The organism is Arthrobacter sp. efr-133-TYG-104 (assembly GCF_030208915.1).
GTDB lineage: Bacteria > Actinomycetota > Actinomycetes > Actinomycetales > Micrococcaceae > Arthrobacter.
In genome coordinates this window covers 47,104-63,456 of sequence record NZ_JARVTA010000005.1, presented here as the reverse complement: position 1 = coordinate 63,456, position 16,353 = coordinate 47,104, and the positions used below count along the sequence as shown (strand labels likewise).

At 62.9% G+C, this 16,353-nt stretch carries 20 protein-coding genes; 19 read left to right on the top strand and 1 reads right to left on the bottom strand.

Translation table 11 applies throughout. The annotated features are described in order from the left end of the window. Positions 1 to 82: 82 nt before the first annotated feature. Positions 83 to 526 (top strand): SRPBCC family protein, encoded by a 444-nt coding sequence (locus QRN04_RS05355; protein WP_284975125.1) that lies wholly within the window; start codon positions 83 to 85, stop codon positions 524 to 526. Positions 527 to 745: 219 nt separating this feature from the next. Here the strand turns inward: QRN04_RS05355 and QRN04_RS05350 are convergent, their stop codons facing one another. Next, on the bottom strand, positions 746 to 1,906 hold the full coding sequence (locus tag QRN04_RS05350) for a globin domain-containing protein (RefSeq protein WP_284975124.1): 1,161 nt from the start codon (positions 1,904 to 1,906) through the stop codon (positions 746 to 748). A 395-nt stretch (positions 1,907 to 2,301) separates the two neighbouring features. Between QRN04_RS05350 and mpaB the strand changes: the two genes are divergently transcribed. The 18 genes from mpaB to QRN04_RS05260 all read left to right on the top strand — a co-directional run bounded on the left by mpaB (position 2,302) and on the right by QRN04_RS05260 (position 16,307). After that, the gene (gene mpaB, locus QRN04_RS05345; RefSeq protein WP_284975123.1) at positions 2,302 to 3,354 is read left to right on the top strand and encodes a daptide biosynthesis RiPP recognition protein; all 1,053 of its coding nucleotides are present in this window, start codon (positions 2,302 to 2,304) and stop codon (positions 3,352 to 3,354) included. Continuing rightward, entirely contained in the window at positions 3,351 to 4,640 is a 1,290-nt protein-coding gene (gene mpaD / locus QRN04_RS05340) for a daptide-type RiPP biosynthesis aminotransferase (RefSeq protein ID WP_284975122.1), read from the top strand. Before mpaB ends, mpaD begins: the two co-directional genes overlap by 4 nt. Then, a complete protein-coding gene (mpaC, locus tag QRN04_RS05335) occupies positions 4,637 to 5,869 on the top strand; it encodes a daptide-type RiPP biosynthesis dehydogenase (RefSeq protein ID WP_284975121.1) in 1,233 nt (410 codons plus the stop codon). The genes mpaD and mpaC overlap by 4 nt, the downstream gene beginning before the upstream one ends. Beyond that, positions 5,866 to 6,009 (top strand): daptide-type RiPP, encoded by a 144-nt coding sequence (locus tag QRN04_RS05330; RefSeq protein WP_284975120.1) that lies wholly within the window; start codon positions 5,866 to 5,868, stop codon positions 6,007 to 6,009. The genes mpaC and QRN04_RS05330 overlap by 4 nt, the downstream gene beginning before the upstream one ends. Positions 6,010 to 6,064: 55 nt before the next feature. Continuing rightward, a complete protein-coding gene (locus QRN04_RS05325; protein ID WP_284975119.1) occupies positions 6,065 to 6,190 on the top strand; it encodes a daptide-type RiPP in 126 nt (41 codons plus the stop codon). Positions 6,191 to 6,258: 68 nt separating this feature from the next. After that, a complete protein-coding gene (locus QRN04_RS05320) occupies positions 6,259 to 6,396 on the top strand; it encodes a daptide-type RiPP (protein WP_284975118.1) in 138 nt (45 codons plus the stop codon). Between the two features lie 82 nt (positions 6,397 to 6,478). After that, positions 6,479 to 7,306 carry a daptide-type RiPP biosynthesis methyltransferase gene (mpaM, locus tag QRN04_RS05315; protein ID WP_284975117.1) on the top strand — a complete coding sequence of 276 codons (828 nt, stop codon included), beginning with the start codon at positions 6,479 to 6,481 and terminating at the stop codon, positions 7,304 to 7,306. Beyond that, a complete protein-coding gene (locus QRN04_RS05310) occupies positions 7,306 to 8,451 on the top strand; it encodes a YcaO-like family protein (RefSeq protein ID WP_284975116.1) in 1,146 nt (381 codons plus the stop codon). Before mpaM ends, QRN04_RS05310 begins: the two co-directional genes overlap by 1 nt. Further along, positions 8,448 to 10,133: a daptide biosynthesis intramembrane metalloprotease gene (mpaP, locus tag QRN04_RS05305; RefSeq protein ID WP_284975115.1), complete on the top strand. Its 1,686-nt coding sequence runs from the start codon at positions 8,448 to 8,450 to the stop codon at positions 10,131 to 10,133. The genes QRN04_RS05310 and mpaP overlap by 4 nt, the downstream gene beginning before the upstream one ends. Beyond that, the gene (locus QRN04_RS05300; protein WP_284975114.1) at positions 10,130 to 10,840 is read left to right on the top strand and encodes an ABC transporter ATP-binding protein; all 711 of its coding nucleotides are present in this window, start codon (positions 10,130 to 10,132) and stop codon (positions 10,838 to 10,840) included. Before mpaP ends, QRN04_RS05300 begins: the two co-directional genes overlap by 4 nt. Further along, positions 10,837 to 11,613: a hypothetical protein gene (locus QRN04_RS05295; protein WP_284975113.1), complete on the top strand. Its 777-nt coding sequence runs from the start codon at positions 10,837 to 10,839 to the stop codon at positions 11,611 to 11,613. Before QRN04_RS05300 ends, QRN04_RS05295 begins: the two co-directional genes overlap by 4 nt. Then, complete coding sequence (locus QRN04_RS05290; protein WP_284975112.1) at positions 11,614 to 12,318, top strand: DUF1129 domain-containing protein; 705 nt, start codon at positions 11,614 to 11,616, stop codon at positions 12,316 to 12,318. A 30-nt stretch (positions 12,319 to 12,348) separates the two neighbouring features. Further along, positions 12,349 to 12,534, top strand: a complete 186-nt coding sequence (locus QRN04_RS05285) for a hypothetical protein (RefSeq protein ID WP_284975111.1) — start codon at positions 12,349 to 12,351, stop codon at positions 12,532 to 12,534. Between the two features lie 422 nt (positions 12,535 to 12,956). Next, positions 12,957 to 13,115: a hypothetical protein gene (locus tag QRN04_RS05280; protein ID WP_284975110.1), complete on the top strand. Its 159-nt coding sequence runs from the start codon at positions 12,957 to 12,959 to the stop codon at positions 13,113 to 13,115. Further along, positions 13,112 to 13,375: a hypothetical protein gene (locus tag QRN04_RS05275; RefSeq protein WP_284975109.1), complete on the top strand. Its 264-nt coding sequence runs from the start codon at positions 13,112 to 13,114 to the stop codon at positions 13,373 to 13,375. Before QRN04_RS05280 ends, QRN04_RS05275 begins: the two co-directional genes overlap by 4 nt. A gap of 127 nt (positions 13,376 to 13,502) precedes the next feature. Further along, on the top strand, positions 13,503 to 13,853 hold the full coding sequence (locus QRN04_RS05270; RefSeq protein WP_284975108.1) for a hypothetical protein: 351 nt from the start codon (positions 13,503 to 13,505) through the stop codon (positions 13,851 to 13,853). A 134-nt stretch (positions 13,854 to 13,987) separates the two neighbouring features. Next, the gene (locus QRN04_RS05265) at positions 13,988 to 14,608 is read left to right on the top strand and encodes an SRPBCC family protein (RefSeq protein ID WP_284975107.1); all 621 of its coding nucleotides are present in this window, start codon (positions 13,988 to 13,990) and stop codon (positions 14,606 to 14,608) included. 142 nt (positions 14,609 to 14,750) lie between these two features. Beyond that, on the top strand, positions 14,751 to 16,307 hold the full coding sequence (locus tag QRN04_RS05260; protein ID WP_284975106.1) for a CYTH and CHAD domain-containing protein: 1,557 nt from the start codon (positions 14,751 to 14,753) through the stop codon (positions 16,305 to 16,307). The last annotated feature ends 46 nt before the right edge of the window (positions 16,308 to 16,353 follow it).

The window sequence follows — 16,353 nt, the reverse complement described above, 5'->3', positions numbered from 1 at the left end:
AGTGGTGCCCGTTGAGGCATGGATAATCGCAAGATCGAATTCGGTTGGACGGTGGGATGATGGAGGAGTGGGAGGAGGAGGAGTGTCAGCACTCACGAACACCATAGAAATCGACCGTCCACCAGTCGACGTTTTTGTGTATGCGAGCGACCCGCTGCATTTCCCGGAGTGGCAGGTTGACGTCCTCGAGGTGGACTTTGAAGGCGCGGGCGGCCGGCAGTTGGGCTCGCGGTTCACCACCACCCGTCGGATCGGCCCCAACGAGCGCACGATGACACAGGAGATCACGGAGGACGAGCCGCCGCATCGGTTCGCCGCACACGGCATCGACGGTCCGATCCGGCCTCATGCGAGCATCGATGTCGAACCGCTCGACAACGGCACAAGGTCCAGGGTGACCTTCGAGCTCGATTTCGAGGGTCACGGCGTCGGCAAGGCGCTCGTACCGGCCGTACGTCGACTCGCGGCGCGAGGTGCTCCGGCCAGCCACAGGCGTCTCAAGGAGCGGCTCGAGGCCCACGGGTAACACCCGGGGGGAAATCTGTGACAGACGTTTTAGTACAGGATTGAGCGCGCCAATCGCTGACCGAGGAGGCTGGCTAGGTGAGGCTTTTTCAACGCATCGATGCGCCGGGGGGCCGGCCCGCCGTACCTGCCCCGGGACAAACGGTCTGACGACGGGCGCGGACGAACCTCCGCCCGGGAGTTCCTTGGCGAAGCAACGCGAAGCTGCGGCCGGTTGGACCTAGCTGGCCTGCCAGATGTCCGGGCCGAAGACCTCGTAGTGGATTTTCGTCGCCGGGATGCCGGCATTGATGGCCTCATTGCGGATGTTTTTCATGAACGGCAACGGACCGCAGAGGTACAGCGACGCGTTCGCGGGAAGGTCCACGTCGAGCAGGGACATGAAACCGGTCCTCGACCCGGCTTCGGGCTGCTCGAGCCAGAGCTGGAGGTCGGCGCCGTCAAGGCGTTCGATGTCCTCGGTCATTTGGGAGCGCAGCGCCCAGCTGTCCATGGTGCTTTCCGCGTGCAAGACCAGGACTTGCCGGTCGGAGCGGGTTTCGGCGAGGGAGCGCAGGATGGATGCGGTAGGGGTGCAGCCGATGCCGGCCGAGGCAAGGACCACCGGACCCTCATCCTCGTTTAGGGTGATTTCGCCGTAGGGGTTGGAAATTTCGATGACGTCGCCCACTTTCATGTCGCGGTGCATCACGGGCGAGACCTCGCCGCCGTCGTCGAGCTTGGTGGTGAAGCTGCGTGTGGTGCCCGCGTCGCCGGAAAGGGAGTACTGGCGGACCTGGCGCAGACCGTCCGGCAGCGTGACCTTGACGCTGACGTACTGGCCAGGCAACGCTTCGGTGACGGGTGTGTCGTTCGCCGGCTCCAGCACGAAGGTCATCGAGCCGGTGCCAGCTGGCGTTTTGGCGACAATCCGCCAAGGGGTCCACATCACACCGTTTGCCTGTGCGGCGTAGAGGCCCTTCTCGAGCTTGATTAGCGCGTCCGCCATGAGCCAGTAGACCTCGGTCCAGGCGTCGGCGATTTCAGGGGTGATGACCTCGACCAAGTCCTCGGCGATGGCCGCGAAGAGGTGTTCGTAGACCACTTGGTACTGCTGTTCCGTGATGCCGAGGGAGGCGTGGCGGTGCGCGACGCGGGACAGCACGGTCTCCGGCAAAGTACCCGGATGGGTCACGAGATGGCTGGCAAAAGCGGCGATGCTTCCGGCCAGGGCTTGCTGCTGGGCCCCGTTGCGCTGGTTTGAGCGGCTGAAGAGCCCGTCCATGAGTTCAGGATGCGCCGCGAATAGGCGGTTGTAGAACTTGGGGGTGATCTCTCCGATCCGGGAACCGACGAGCGGGAGAGTGGCCTGGATAACCGGGAAGGACTTGTCCGAGAGCATGCTGACTCCTGAGTTAGTGGCCCGGGATCTTTGCCCGGACTGCGTCTAAATACTTTCATTTGAAATACAAGTATTTATGACTCAGTTCTACATTGCGTAGAAAAGGTGCGCAAATCGGCTGGCCTCCCAGGCATGGGCTCGCCAATGGCGCGGGCGGAAACGGCGGTCCGTGGCCGTTGCGGCGAACAAACCCGGATCGAGTGTTCCAAGAATCTCACCGCTCTGCACCACCTAGCCCACCCGTTCGCGCCACCTAGGTGCCCTCAATTCACCCCTCATTCCAGCCCCTTCACCACCTAGTTTTCCCATCCAATCCTGTGAGCACCCAACCCGCCCATAGTGTCCTTCCCAGAGCGCGGACCCCGGATAACCACCGGGACCGCAGCAGGAAACACGTGAACAACTATTTGGGGGTTGGGTCATTGAAGCTGACTGAGCAACAGAGCATTGCCGCCGCTGTGGATCAGTGGATCACAGGGATCCCGGGTCGCATCCCCGGCCACGTCATTTTCGTTGAGAATCCCGAGCACACGGCCTACGCAAAGACGCTGGCTGGCGAGGGTTCCACCATTCTGGTCCTCAACGGGGACAAGGAAGATCCGGACATAGTCCCGGTCCGGGGATCCTTCGACGTCGGCGGTGAAGAACTTCTGGTGGACGGCACCCTCAACCTGGAGATCCAGGACTACTTGGCCATTCCATTCGTGAACCTGGTGGGCGTGACTGTCGTCAGGATAACCACCGAACAAGACTGGCAAGCATTCTTCGACGACGCAGAACAGGCTCGCATCTCCGGCCACTTCGTGCACCAGCTCACCGAGGTCAACGCAGTGCTGGCAGAGCGGGGCTTGCTCAGCGGCGCTACCCGGGACACCCTCATGCTGGCCCGGCTCCACATCGCCGCCGACGGGTCCATCCGCACGGGACCCTACGGATCCACCATCGGCCGGGTGGGAGACGTGATCACCGATCTCCGGGTGAGGGCCATCGCGCTCCGGCCGGAATCGGCTGTTGCCGCCGTCTACTATCCCTGGGACATTCAGGATTCCCCCGCGGCCAAGCCCTGGATCCCGCGCTACCTGGCTGCCTTGGATGCCTGGAAGTTCGTTCCCCGGCAGGACCGAGACAGCACGAGGTTGGTGGGCTTCGGACTGAGCCTCTACGGCGCCAGCATCAGCGACCCTCTCGCTCGAGCAACAGCGCCCTTCATCCTCAAGAGGGGAATGGACCACACCCTCCTGGACACCGCAACGGGCAGGCTGTTCAAGGTCGGCCAGGACGCCGCGGCCATCATCGAGGCCGTTTCCAACATTGGGAACGTCAGCGCGGCGGCAACCAAAGTCGCTCCCACCCTCAACGTCACAGCGGCGACGGCGGAAGAGTCCGCGCACGCGGTGCTCGCCCGGTTTGCGCAGCTCGGCGTCGACATCCTCGGTACCCGCTCATGACGGTGGTGCCCATCCTCCCGACTCCGAGGACGCAACTTCCGCTGTGGGTGCCGCTCGTCACCCAGCACGATTTCGCCGCGGACAGCTACACAGCCGTTAAGGCCGACGGCGTCCGCGTCACCTTCGAGGACGGGCAGCGCAGGCTGTGCGCCAAGAGCGGACTGTGGAACGCCAACCTCGGCTATGGCAACCCACGCATTGCGGCGGCCATCCACAGAGAACTCGAAGCAGCCTCCTACCTTCCCCTGTTCCGCACAGCCCACCGCCAAGCAATCCACGCCTCCACGGCACTCCTGAACCTCCCCGCGCACCCTTTCCAGCGCGTCGTCTTCTCCACCTCGGGCGGGGCCGCTAACGACGCCGTCATGAAGCTCGCCCGGCAGTACTTCGTCCTCAACGGACAGCCTGAGCGGAAACTCGTCGTCGGACTCAGCGGCAGCTACCACGGCCTGACTTACGGAAGCCAAGCCCTCAGCGGCGACGAGCTTGGCCAAGCGATGTACGGCGTCGACCGGCGAAATATCCGACACATCAGGTTCGACGACGACGGCGCTGAACTGGAGCTACTGATGCGCAGGGAGGGCAACAGGATCGCCGCCGTGATCATCGAGCCGGTCCTCGGATCGGGGGCGGAAGTGGTCCCGGCGAGCTTCATCGAACAGCTTATGAGGCACCGAGAGGACCACGGCTTCCTCCTGGTCGCCGACGAAGTCGCCACAGGCTTCGGCCGCGTCAGCGGCTGGTTCGCGTCCGATGAATGGCGGGAAGCGCCGGACGTCGTAGTCACCTCAAAAGGACTCACCAACGGGACCAGCGCGTGCGCGGCACTGCTGATCGCGCAACGTGTCACGGACGCCTTCGACAAGAACGAGGCCGTCTTTGTCCACGGTGAAACCCAAGCCGGCACCCCGGCTACCTGCGCCGCGATCCTGGCCACCATCGAGGAGATGACAAGGCTGGACCATCAAACCCTGAACAAGCAGGTGTCAGCCGGATTGGACAAGCTCATCACCGAGCTTCAAGCCAGCAAAGGCGTTGGCAACTCCACCGGCCGTGGTTGCATGCGGGGGATCAAGCTCCTCACGGATAACGGATTGCCCCTTTCCGCCAACGCAGTGCTCGCCGTCGTCAAACGCATCCACTGCGCGGGAGCCATTGTGCAGCCGGGACCGGGCCGGATCCAGCTACTGCCCGCGCTCACCTACACGGAAGCAAACTTCGAGGAACTACACCGCGCGATCACGGCAGGCTTGGCGAGGGCCCAGCGCGATGGGGTGTTCGCATGATCGCCGACCGCACGTGGAATACGCGCTGCGTCATCCTCGACCACGGAGTGTCCGCCAAGTACGTCGGCGCACTCACCCGCGACCGGACCGGTCTGGTGGTGGACAACGCCCTCCCGGAACACCGGGATCGGCTCCTTGCCGGCGGCCTCAAAGGAGTGCCGGTTCTTGGCCTGGACGCAATGCCCGTCACCCGCGAAACCCTCCGGACGGTGGGCCACTTCCTCCACGAAAACGGGTTGCAAACAGTCGTCGGGCTCGGTGGCGGATCCGTGTTGGACGCCGTGAAGCTCGCCGCCGTGTTCACCGCCGACCCAACGCTGGCCGATCTCGCCGAAGTCCATGCGAAGCGCTCCGGCCTGCTGGTTTTGCCCGCGATCCGCAACAACGAAGAACGTCCCAAAACCGTCCTCCTACCGTCCACCGTGGGGACCGGTGCGGAAGTCAGCGGGGTCGCGTGCCTGGACACCGCCGTCGGACGCCGCCTCATAGCCTCGCCTCACCTTTCAGGTGACGTGGCAGTGCTCGACGGCGGACACCTCGCCACCCTGCCCCGGCACCTGGTCCTGGAGGGTCTGCTCGAGGCGTTCCTTAGGGTGGCGGGAACCCTGACGGGCAGCAGTGCCAGCAGATTTGACGACGACGCCTACTCGCTTATGCAACGCATGATTCGGCTGGGGTTGCGGCTCGCCCACCTGGACGTGCCCGAGATGAGGCTGGCCGCGGCCCGCCTCAGCATGGAGACGCACACCGGTTGGTCGCTCACGGGTCGGAATCCTTACGGTGCCAAGCACTGGTACGTGGCCAACGAACTCGCTTACGTCACGGGTGTCCGCAAGATGACCGCCACGGCAACCGTGATCGGGCCCATTTGGGAAGAGATTGTCAACGGCGCCTCAGCGTGGGGTAACCGTGGGCGCCTTGATGAACTGTGGGCGGCAGTCAGGGAAGTAGAACCGACTCTCGCATCAGACCCGGCCAGCGGCATCAACGAACTCATGCGCCATTGGGGCATCGCAAAGCTCCCGACCCTCCGCGAAGAGGTCTTGATGCAGACCAGCGTCGCCGCCGTCCAGAGCTGGGGTGGAGTCCTTCCCATGCTTCGCGGCATCGATGTGTCCGAGATCCAGCACGTGCTGAGGGTCGGGACTGCTGAGGGTGGCAGCCGCACCGAACTTGCCGGGCCCCATGGGCCGCCTACGAGTGGCAGGGGAGAGGGGGTGAGCACATGAACAGCAGCAACGCACTGAAAGCACTCGACCTCAACATCCAGGAGCTGGAAAGCCTGGACATCCCGGACGACTGGAGCGAGCGAATCCACGGGATCACCGTTGGCCTGGCGCTGGTTGGTATCGCCGTCAGCATCACCTAGCGGCCGCCAGTCCATGCGGGGCCATTCAACTCGCGAAGAAGGGAGGTGAGCGAACATGCAGGACCAACTCAACATTTCCATCCAGGAAATCGAGTCCATGGACACCCCGGACTTCAACAACTGGTTCATCGGAGTCTCCCAAGGCGTGGCGCTGGGCTTGATCGCAGTCAGCATCACGTAGCCCGGGCCTTACGGCACCACGGCCAACACGGCACCACTCCCTACACAGGCATCAGAAAGGAGGAATCAATGAACGCACCATCGAATCTCCAACTGAGCATCGAAGAACTGGAGAACCTCGACACCCCGGACGATACACCGTGGTACATCCGCGTTGGTGACGTGATCATCATCGCCGGCATCGTCGTCGGAATCGCCGCCACCTAGCCGGTACACGCGGGCGGTGCAACGTTCCGCCCCCGCCCGCGTGTACCCCCTCCATGTCCAACCTCCCGGAGAACACGAGCTGATGAACATCGCATCCGATAAGACCGCCGACGCCATCCTGCGGGTCCTGGGCCACGTCGATCCGCCCGAGGACCTGTACAGCGTCTCAGGATCACGCCTCTACGACCAAGTCACAGCCAACGACCTCACCGAACTCCCCGAGATACTCGCCGCCGCGCAAAGAACCAGTGGCCCCATCCTCGAACTGGCTGCGGGCTCGGGCCGGATCACTCGTCCGTTGCTGGCGCTGGGGCGCCCCGTGACCGCCGTCGACTCTTCGCCGGAGATGCTCTCCTTGTTGCGCGAAAGAGGAGCTACGCGCGCCTTCAATCCGCGCGCTGCGGCAGTTCGACTGGTTGAGGCCGACATGTCCCGCTTCGAGCCCGACGACGCCTACGGTTGCGTCGTTCTCGGCGCCAGTTCCATCACGCTCCTGGATCCCGTCGGGCGGCATGAACTCTTCCACCGCGTCCGGAAATGCCTGACGCCGGAGGGTCGCTTCCTGCTGACAGTACTTAACGCGGACGGCAATGAAGGCTACGGCGAGGACGGCGGATGGAACGACGGAGGGACCACCGTTTCGACCATCGGCGAGGACTCATTCCTGATCACCGTGGAGAACCGGGATCCGGTCAACGGCGCGCGCAGGGTGACCATGATCCACGTGTGCTTCAACGTGGGAGGCACGTACCGGTCCTCGGCATATACCAGCGAGGTTGCCTTTGTCAGCAATGAACTCATCGAGGAGGAGATCGCCTCCGCGGGGCTCAGGATTTTTGAACGGCGGCCGGTGCGGATCACCAGCCGTGTACCCGGTCAGTACGACGTCGAACTGTGGGTGTGTGGCTGATGAACGCTGATCCTCTCCCCACCCTCGATCCTCTCCGCACTCTTGATCCTGCGCTGGGCCTCGTGTCCGAGTCCACGGTTTACCTTCCCAATGACGTGGGCCTGTGGCGAACGGTTGGGCTGCTCGCAAATACTGAGTCCCGCAGTCTCGCGTCCGCCGTCGGCGCTTTCGACGTCAACCGGCGAGCCTCCCTGACCAGGGGAGCCGGGGAAGCAGTGGAGCGGTTCGCGCTGGTGCCGACGCGGGGGGACTCCGCCCCGTTGGCGGCGTCCGACGGTGTCCCTTGGTATTCGGCTATCGACTTAATCACCGGGGAAACGTCGCGGGTTCCGGCGCCAATGGTGGACTATGCGCCCGCAGCAACTGAGCAGACCACTTGGGGTGCGTCCTTCGATCCCTCGCCGAACGGCGCTGCGTCGGGCCCGTCACAGACGTTCGCGCAAATATCGGGGCTCTCGGAAGTATTGGAGCGGGACGCCTTCCTTGGAGCTTGGCATCAGCAATGCTCACTGAACCGCGTAGACGTTGCGGTCATTCGCGCGGAAGCTCGGCAGGAACCCGGTGCACGAACTCTTGTGTCGTTGCTGGACGCGGCGAACCGGGCCGGCGTCGAACCGATCCTGGCCTTCGTTCCGAATAGCGGGCGTCCGCTGGAAACGGCCGTGTGCATCATCATCGGGGAAGCCGATCACGGACGCTTTGGCGCCGTGGGCATCAAAGCATCGTCGGACCCGATCGCCGCGCTGCGCGGCGCCTTGCAGGAGGGGCTCCAGATCCGCGAATTGTTCCTGGCAAGGAAACAGCCACCAGCTCCCGTCTCCGCAGTGTCCGACGACGAATCACGCGCCGCCTTCTGGACCACCGAGCCGGCGATTGAGCACTTGCGTGGTTGGGCGGAATCGTTCCGGTCGGCGTCGCTTCCGAAAGGTGGCACCGCGCCCGACGTCGAAACGCTGGTGAGCTACCTTACGTCCAGAAAGATTCGCCCGCAGTGGGTGGACCTGACGCACAGGCTTCCGGTGCAGATCCAGCGACTCGGCTGGATTACAGGAAAGGCCGTGTGCTCCGGGGCCATTCCCCTGACTATGGACGAGTCCAAACGTCCGGACCAACCCATCCGCTCCATGCCTCATCCGCTGATATGAAGGCGGCAAAGAATGGTCGCACCGGGGAGAGGGCGAAGCTCGGTGCTGCGCAGTGGCCGGTGCAATTGGCTTCCGCTGCCTCCATTGATGAGCCCCTCCAGGACGGCGGTCCCTGGATAGTTTCCATCAATAGCGTGCCGAAAGCCCGCGTCTCAGCCGACGTCGCGGCCGTTCTGAAGGCCGTGGACGGACGCAAAGATCCCGCACACGTGGCCCAACAGTTGGGCCAGCCGTGGACAGCGGCTGACGTCATGGGTGTGGTTCGCCACTTGGCACACACCGGAATTTTCGACGTCGGCGCTCACCAAGGGACCACGCGGCGGCTCCAGTTCAAAGCACCCTTGACGCTACAGCTGACACTCTTCAACCCTGCTCCCTTTCTGCATTTCCTCCGACCCGGGGCCGCAGCTCTGATTCGCCCGAGTTCAGCAGTCCTCCTCGTAGCGCTCCTGTGTGGCGGCGTCGTCGGAGCTGCAGGTGCAAGCCAGAACATCTGGCGCGTTCTCTCCGAACCGCTTCCCCTTGAGGCGTACATGATGGTGGCCGTGGCAATGTTCGTCTCCACGCTCCTTCACGAACTCGGCCACGGCATGGCTCTCACGTACTTCGGTGGGACCCCGCGGCGCATCGGAATCATGCTGTTCTACTTCTCGCCGGCCTTCTTCTGCGATGTCACTGACGGATGGCGGCTGCGTTCCCGGAGGCAGCGAGTCCTCGTTGCCTTGGCCGGACCTTTTGTCCATCTCTTGCTGGGGAGCGTCGCGCTCGCAGCCCAAGCCCTCCTTGCAGCGTCTTCCGTCAAGGACGCCACCATCCTGTACGGAGTGATCTGTTACGCCGTGGCCATCCTCAACCTGTTCCCGTTCATCAAGCTGGACGGATATGTGGCCCTCATGTCGGCCGTGGACATCCCCCACCTCCGGCAAAAGTCCGTAGAGGCACTCGCTGAACTGGTCAGCCACCGGGTCTTGGGTTCAGCCCCGAGCTTCCGGAGCAAGGGAATCCTTCCGTGGTTCGGGCTGGCAAGTTTCATCTCCGGGATCGCCTTCATGGTTGTTGGCTTCCAACGGCTCGTACCGATCTTCCTCCAACTGGGACTTGCCGGGTATGTGGCCGTGTTCTTGGCCCTGGGCCTGATGGTGGTGCTGGTAGTGAAAGCTGCTGCCCGGTTCTTCCTCTCGGCGGCCAGGCAAGGCAGTCCTCGGTGGCGGCGCTGGGGCGTTCTGGCAGGCACTTTAGCCGTCGGGGCGCTGTTGCTCTTGATCCCTGTCAAACCGGAAACCGTTGCCGGATACACCCTGGTGCATGGCGAACTCCGGATCGTGGTGCCGCTGGAAGCAAGCAATCAGCAGTTAGCTCCCGGGGACCATGTGACCCTGCAATCCCAAGGGATGATCATCCACCGCAACCTCGGCACGGCCACCGTTGGCGACCAGCCGCCGTCGAACTCTACGGCCCCGCTGGAGACGGTGGTGCCCGTCCACTTCGGCAGGACGAGCCTGGCCGTGGCGGCGTACCCGGGCATCCTCACAAATGCTGCGAATCTTCCTGCGTCCGGACGGGCGGTAGTGGCGAACCAGCGGCAAACCACCTTGGCTCAATGGCTCTGGGAGACCGCGGCGGATTCGCCACTGTGGCCGCGCACCGGACAGACGCACCAACCGACGAAAGGGCAGCCATGACCTTCCATGCCACATTCGAGGGGTTCAGTAAGAAGAGAGGGGGACGGTTCGCCGTCGAAAACCTGACCTTCGATGTACTGGCCGGGCAAGTGGTGGGGCTTATCGGCCCCAATGGTGCCGGGAAAAGTACCGCACTCGCGGGTCTGACGGGGCTGCTTGAGGCTACTTCAGGGAGCGCAACCGTTTTTGGAAGCCCATACGGGGCACTCCGCCGGCCGGCCACTAAGGTAGGCGTCAACCTCGACGGAATGGATATTGAGCCAGGGCTTACGGGCCGCCGGCACCTGCGCGTCTGCCAGCTTGCTGCCGGTGTGGACCGAGGAAATGTTGACCGCGTGTTGGAGCAGGTGGGCCTGACGCGCCAAGCACATAAGAAGGTCAAGAATTATTCACTGGGTATGCGCCAGCGGCTCGGAATTGCTTCGGCCATCATTGGTGATCCGCAGCTTTTGGTCCTCGACGAACCCGCCAACGGCCTTGATCCGGAGGGTATCCAGTGGCTCCGGACCTTCCTGAAATCCTTTGCCGCAGCGGGAGGGAGCGTGTTGGTTTCCAGCCACCAACTCATGGAACTTGAGCAGATCGCTGACCACGTGGTCATCCTCAAGCAGAAAACCCTCTTCATGGGATCGCTGGAAGAAGCCGAACTGCTCGGGGGCGGCAGCTTGGAATCCGCATACTTCAAGATCTTGGCGGCCGCCCAGTGAACGCGGACAGTTCATCCCTGTCCGGAGGTGTCCTGACCGAGGGTGTCCTGTCCCGGGGTGTCCGTTCAGAGCTCCTCCGTTATGTCAGCGGGTATTCGGTCCTCGGGGTCCTGGCCTTCAGCGGCTTGGTTCCGTGGTTCGTGGCCAATCTCCTGGGTTGGCCGGACAACTCGGGGGCACTCTCAAGCGCGACCAACGTCCAGACATTCTGGGCGTTGGCGGCGAGTAACGCACCTGTGGCAGGTTTCGCCGGAAGCTACCTGGTGGCGCGGGAGGCTTATTACGGGACCCTCCGGCGGAGCGTGGTGATGTCCGGACTGACACAAGTGTTCGTTGCGAAATACGCTGCCGCGGCGGTGGTAGGACTGACCACGGCCGCAACAGGAGTTCTCCTCTGGGGTGGGAGCATCTTCTTGGCCGTGCCCAGCGAAACGAGCGCCCAGCTCCTGTCTTCCGAGTCTTTGAGTGCAGTGCCCGGATTGCTGGTGGCCTCGCTTTTGAGCTCACTGTGGGGGTGCTCGCTGGGCTGGATCGTCCGGAACTACTACGCGACGGCGTTACTCACCTTGGTGGTTCCGTTCGCCCTTGAGTTGCCGCTGATCGTGAACGAGCCGGGCATTGGCCGGTGGCTCCCCTCCGGGGCGCTGGCGGGCATCTTGTCGCTGCCGCTGGACCACTTGCTGCCGCCGTTCCCGGCTCTCCTGGTTTCTGTTGCCTGGGTGGCCGTTTTGGCAACCTGCGCGGCCCTGGTTGTGAAGGGCAGGGAGGGCTGAATGGGTACAGGAGCCTCGGCCCTTCTTTCGGACCTGCAACGGCCGTGGTTGTGGAAAAGCTCCGTTCTCGGGGTCCTTGTGGTGGCCGCGTTCATGGCACTGCTGGTTGTTGCCTCCGGTTTCGAGGCGAATAATCCGACGCCGGGAACGGTGACGATCCTGCTCGACTCAGCGTTCTCACTCACACTGACCGGAGCCGCCGTCGTAGGCTCTTTCTCCTTTACCCGGGATTTCGGTGCCGGGTGCATCGCCCGGCGGGTGCTCCTGTTTCAACGTGGCGCGGTGTTCACCGGGCGGGCAGCCACAGCAACGCTCGCAACAGGGCTCGGCGGCGGAGCAATTGGTGGCGGTGTTTGGCTGTTCCTATCGGCCACGTCCAAACCAACAGGGCAGGGGATGGGCACCGTGCTGGCGTTCGTATCGATCGCCTGCATCGGCGGCCTCTGGGGATTCTCCTTCGGGTCACTCATTCGCAACCACCTTGTAAGCCTGTTCGTGGTACCGGCCACGCTGGTGCTTCCGGGTTTGCTGCCGGACTCGCTGGAACAGATCCGGCCACTGCTTTTCCCGGTCGAGTCCCTTGCCTGGGCGAAGCAACTGGCCCTCCACATACCGGCGTCGGGGTCTTTGCTGGGAGCTGTGGATTGGCTTCTAATGATCACCACGGCGGCTTGTCTCGTGTTTTCCAAGCGCGACCTCACCTGACAAACTGCCCAACAAATAAAGGAAGTAACTGTGAATCGTAAACCCTTGGTATGGCTTCTGCTGGCGCTGATTTTCGTTTTCTATGCGGCCTACCTGTTTCTCTCAAACACCAACGGGTCACTCTGGTCCACCGTCTCGGGGATTATCTGCATTGTTGCGGCCATTGTTGTGTTTTGGAAATACCTCGTTGAGCAAAAGGCCGATCGAAGTGAGTAGTGGTGGGCCTCGCGTTGCCCAACCGGGAGGCGCAGCGCTACATGTCAGACGGCGGCAATCATGTTAAACCCGGCTGCTCCCGGCCCAGATACGGTTCACTCATGTCGCCGCTCTCCCGCATCGCCCCATGCGGGTTGCCAGGTCTCCTCGAGTTCGATGGGGTCTTGGGAGCCTATTCCGCCAAGGCCACCTAAAATTACTGTCAAATAGGGCTGTGCTACGTTCGAACGCGCTCTTATCATGAAGCTGTGAACGTATTTTTTCCGAAAATGGGAGGTTTGAACCTTATTCGGAGGGGTACGTAAGCAATATGGAGAATAATTTCTCCGATCGGTGCCCGTTGGCATGGGTGGCGCTCCGTGAGGGGTACCAGCGGACGCCTTCCTGAATAGGCAAAATTCAATGAAGGGATGCGTGGCTCAATGAACACACTACTGGTGATTGCCGGTGTCATTGCAATCGTCCTCTTGCTTGTTGGCGGACTCAACCAAGCCCTGAGTTTCCTGCTGTGGGTAGGAATCATCCTGCTTGTGCTGGCCCTCCTTGGCTGGGTTCTGGGACGGGGCCGGTCGCGCGTATGACAACTGATCCAGGCGAGTTAGCTGGCACCGACCAAGTGCACGACGGTATCAAGACGCCGGGACACCCCCTTACGAGGGACTCGGCGACGCCCGAGGTTGGCGGTCAGGTGCCGCCGGTGGGCGGATCCGACGACGACAATTCGGACGCCGTTGACGCCGGACAGAGCACGTCGGCCAGCCCGCCTGGGCCTGCCGAAGAAAAAGACGAACAGACCACGGATGATCGTGGATTGACCACCGAAACCAATCCCACGGATTGACGGTGGGCGGGGAGGCCGCGGCGGGAATTTCCCGGCCGCGGCCTTGCTCTTTGGTGAAACGCCAGTTTGTCAGTATGCTTACTAATATCCATATACACGTTCACCACTTTTGGAAGGGACAGGTCACATGGACGAGAAAAATTCCACACCCGAAGAGGAAGTGGGAGGCTACGGCACCCCCACAGCTGAACAGGAATCAGGCGGGGGCCAAGCACAGCCACGTGTTGAGGAGGATCTCTCCGAAGCAGGCCTGAGCCAAGACAGCCCCGACGGCGAAACCTACCAAACGGGGGCGCCGAACCTGAGCCACCTGGATCCGGAAGACGCTGACAGCGCAGGAGAGCCGGGGGCAGGACGCTTGGGCGGTATTGACGAGCAGACCCAGAGCGAACAAGCATCGCTGCCGGACGGCAGCGGCAACGACCTTCCCGAGGAAAAATCGCCTAACGATGACGGCGAGGATTTCGACGCAGGATAAGGCTGAAAAGCCCTTCGCACCGGCGCGCCACCGGTTAAGCAGCCAGCCGCCTGGCGGGCCCCTTAGAAGCACTGCCGCCAAGAGCAGTGCCGCTAGATATCAGCACCCGAGACTCGATCGAAGGAGCACCCAATATGGCTACGGTCAATAAGTCAATCGAAGTAGACGTCCCTGTATCTGTCGCCTACAACCAGTGGACGCAGTTCGAAACCTTCCCTGAGTTCATGAACGGCGTTGAGTCCGTGGAGCAGATCGATGAGACTGCACTGCATTTCTCAACCAACGTGGGCGGCGTGAAGCGCGAGTACAACGCCCAGATCGTTGAGCAGGTCCCGGACTCCTTGGTGAGTTGGGCAAGCGTGGACGGCCCTCGAAACGGTGGCACCGTGAGCTTCGAACCCCTGGACGGGGGTAGGACGCGGGTCAACGTGGAGATCATTTGGGAGCCTGAGACGCTCACCGAAAAGGCCGGTTCCGCTCTCGGCGTCGACGGCATGCGCGTGGGCGCCGACCTCGATAAGTTCAAGAAGTTCATTGAGGTACAAGGCCGCGAAACCGGTGCTTGGCGCGGCACGGTGTCCGGCGGCGACGTCGAAGATACCGGCGTGGAGGTCAACCACATGCAGGCTGTCGACGGCGACTTCGGCCCCAGCGGCGTGCCCACCGCCATTGGGATGCCTTCGACGGATCCGGACCTCGCCGCGCCTGCAGCCGAGGACGGATTCGTAGACCCTGCCCGGCCCCACGACTTGTAAGGTCTTGCAGACCTGATCGCAGTGATTCACCGAGGTAGACGTCAGGGCCGGCCACCACTATTGGGGGCTGGCCCTGACTGCTTTAACAGAGGAAATTAACAGGTAGACAACTGCAGTACTGCACCAAGGAGGGCCCACTGCCATGGCAACGTCCAGCCACGTGGAAACTGAGCAGAAGTTCGACGTCGACGCGGCTACGCCGCTTCCGGCGCTTGGAAGGATCGACGGCGTCGAGCGAGTGGGTGATCCGGCCGTCCACACCTTGGAAGCGATCTACTTTGACACGCGGGACATGGCGCTTGCCCGACGCCGGATCACGCTGCGGCGGCGCACCGGCGGGCCCGACTCCGGTTGGCACCTCAAGCTCCCGTTACCTTCAGGGGATCGTCGGGAAGTCCACGCCCCATTAGGCCGCGCGGACGCCGTGCCGGAAGAACTTGCCCATCGGGTCCTCGCATACACGCGGGGCAAGGAGTTGGCGCCGATTGCAACCCTCACCACACAACGCACCACCTATGCCCTGTACGGAGCCGACGGCCACCGCGTTGCCGACTTTATGGACGACCACGTCCGCGCAGGCGTTCCCAATGGCGCTCACGATCACCAACCCGGAGCTAAGATTTCCTGGCGGGAATGGGAAGTCGAGCTGGCCGCCGACGGCACGGGCAAGAAGGCCGCCCGGGCATTCCTCGACGCCGTTACCGGACCCCTCGCCGAGGCGGGCGCGATTCCAAGTGCCAGAACGTCCAAGCTCGCAACCACATTGGGACAGTCATGGCCCCGGCCACAAGGCGCGGGGCGGGAGGTTCCCAGCCCGGCCGGTCCCGCGGTCGTTCCCGTCCTCCACTACCTGGAAGCCCAAGTTGCGCAGCTGCTCACCCAGGACGTGGACGTACGGCAGGGCCGCGACGACTCCGTGCACCAGATGCGATCGCTGACCCGGCGCATTCGCTCGGTCCTTCAAACGTACAACAAGCTTTTCCTCCCTTCCCCGGTGAGCGATCTCGAGGCCGAGCTGAAGTCCCTGGCTAAAGTCCTGGGCCGTTTCCGCGACGCGGAGGTACTCCACGAGCGGTTCCAGCGGGACATCGACGCACTTCCAGGCGAGCTGCTGCTGGGCCCGGTGCGGGATGACCTGAATGAGCGCATGGCCGTCCGAACTGACACGGCCATGGCGGGAATCCGCGCACGCTTGGACAGCCACCGCTACTTCAAGCTTTTGGATGACCTTGACGCGTTCCTGGATACGCCGCCGGTTGCTCCCAAAGGCGCGACGCCGGCCCGCAAGACTACTGCGGCGCGCGTCAACAAGGCCGCCAAACGGCTTGCTAAACGGCACCGGGCAGCGGTGGGGGCCGCCGTCGGGCCTGAACGCGATAAGGCCTTCCACAACGTCCGCAAGGCGGCGAAAAAGCTGAGGTTTGCCGCTGCCGCCGCTGAAAGCGTTCATGGAAAACGTGCAGGGAAAATGGCCAAGACTGCGCACACTGTCCAGTCGATCCTGGGCCAACACCAAGACAGCGCGATGTTGCGGGCCGAACTGCTCGCGCTGGGTTCGGCACCAGACGCCGGGGCCAGTGCATTCACCTACGGTGTGCTTCACGGCGTCGAACGCAGGGCCGCTGATGCCGCCCAACAGGACTACTTGCGCCGTGGAAAGAAAGCTCGGAAACTCAGGTTGAAGAAGTCCAAAGGCTAGCTGGCAAGGTTCAATCTCCCGTTGGGCAACTTCCCTAGTTGCCCAC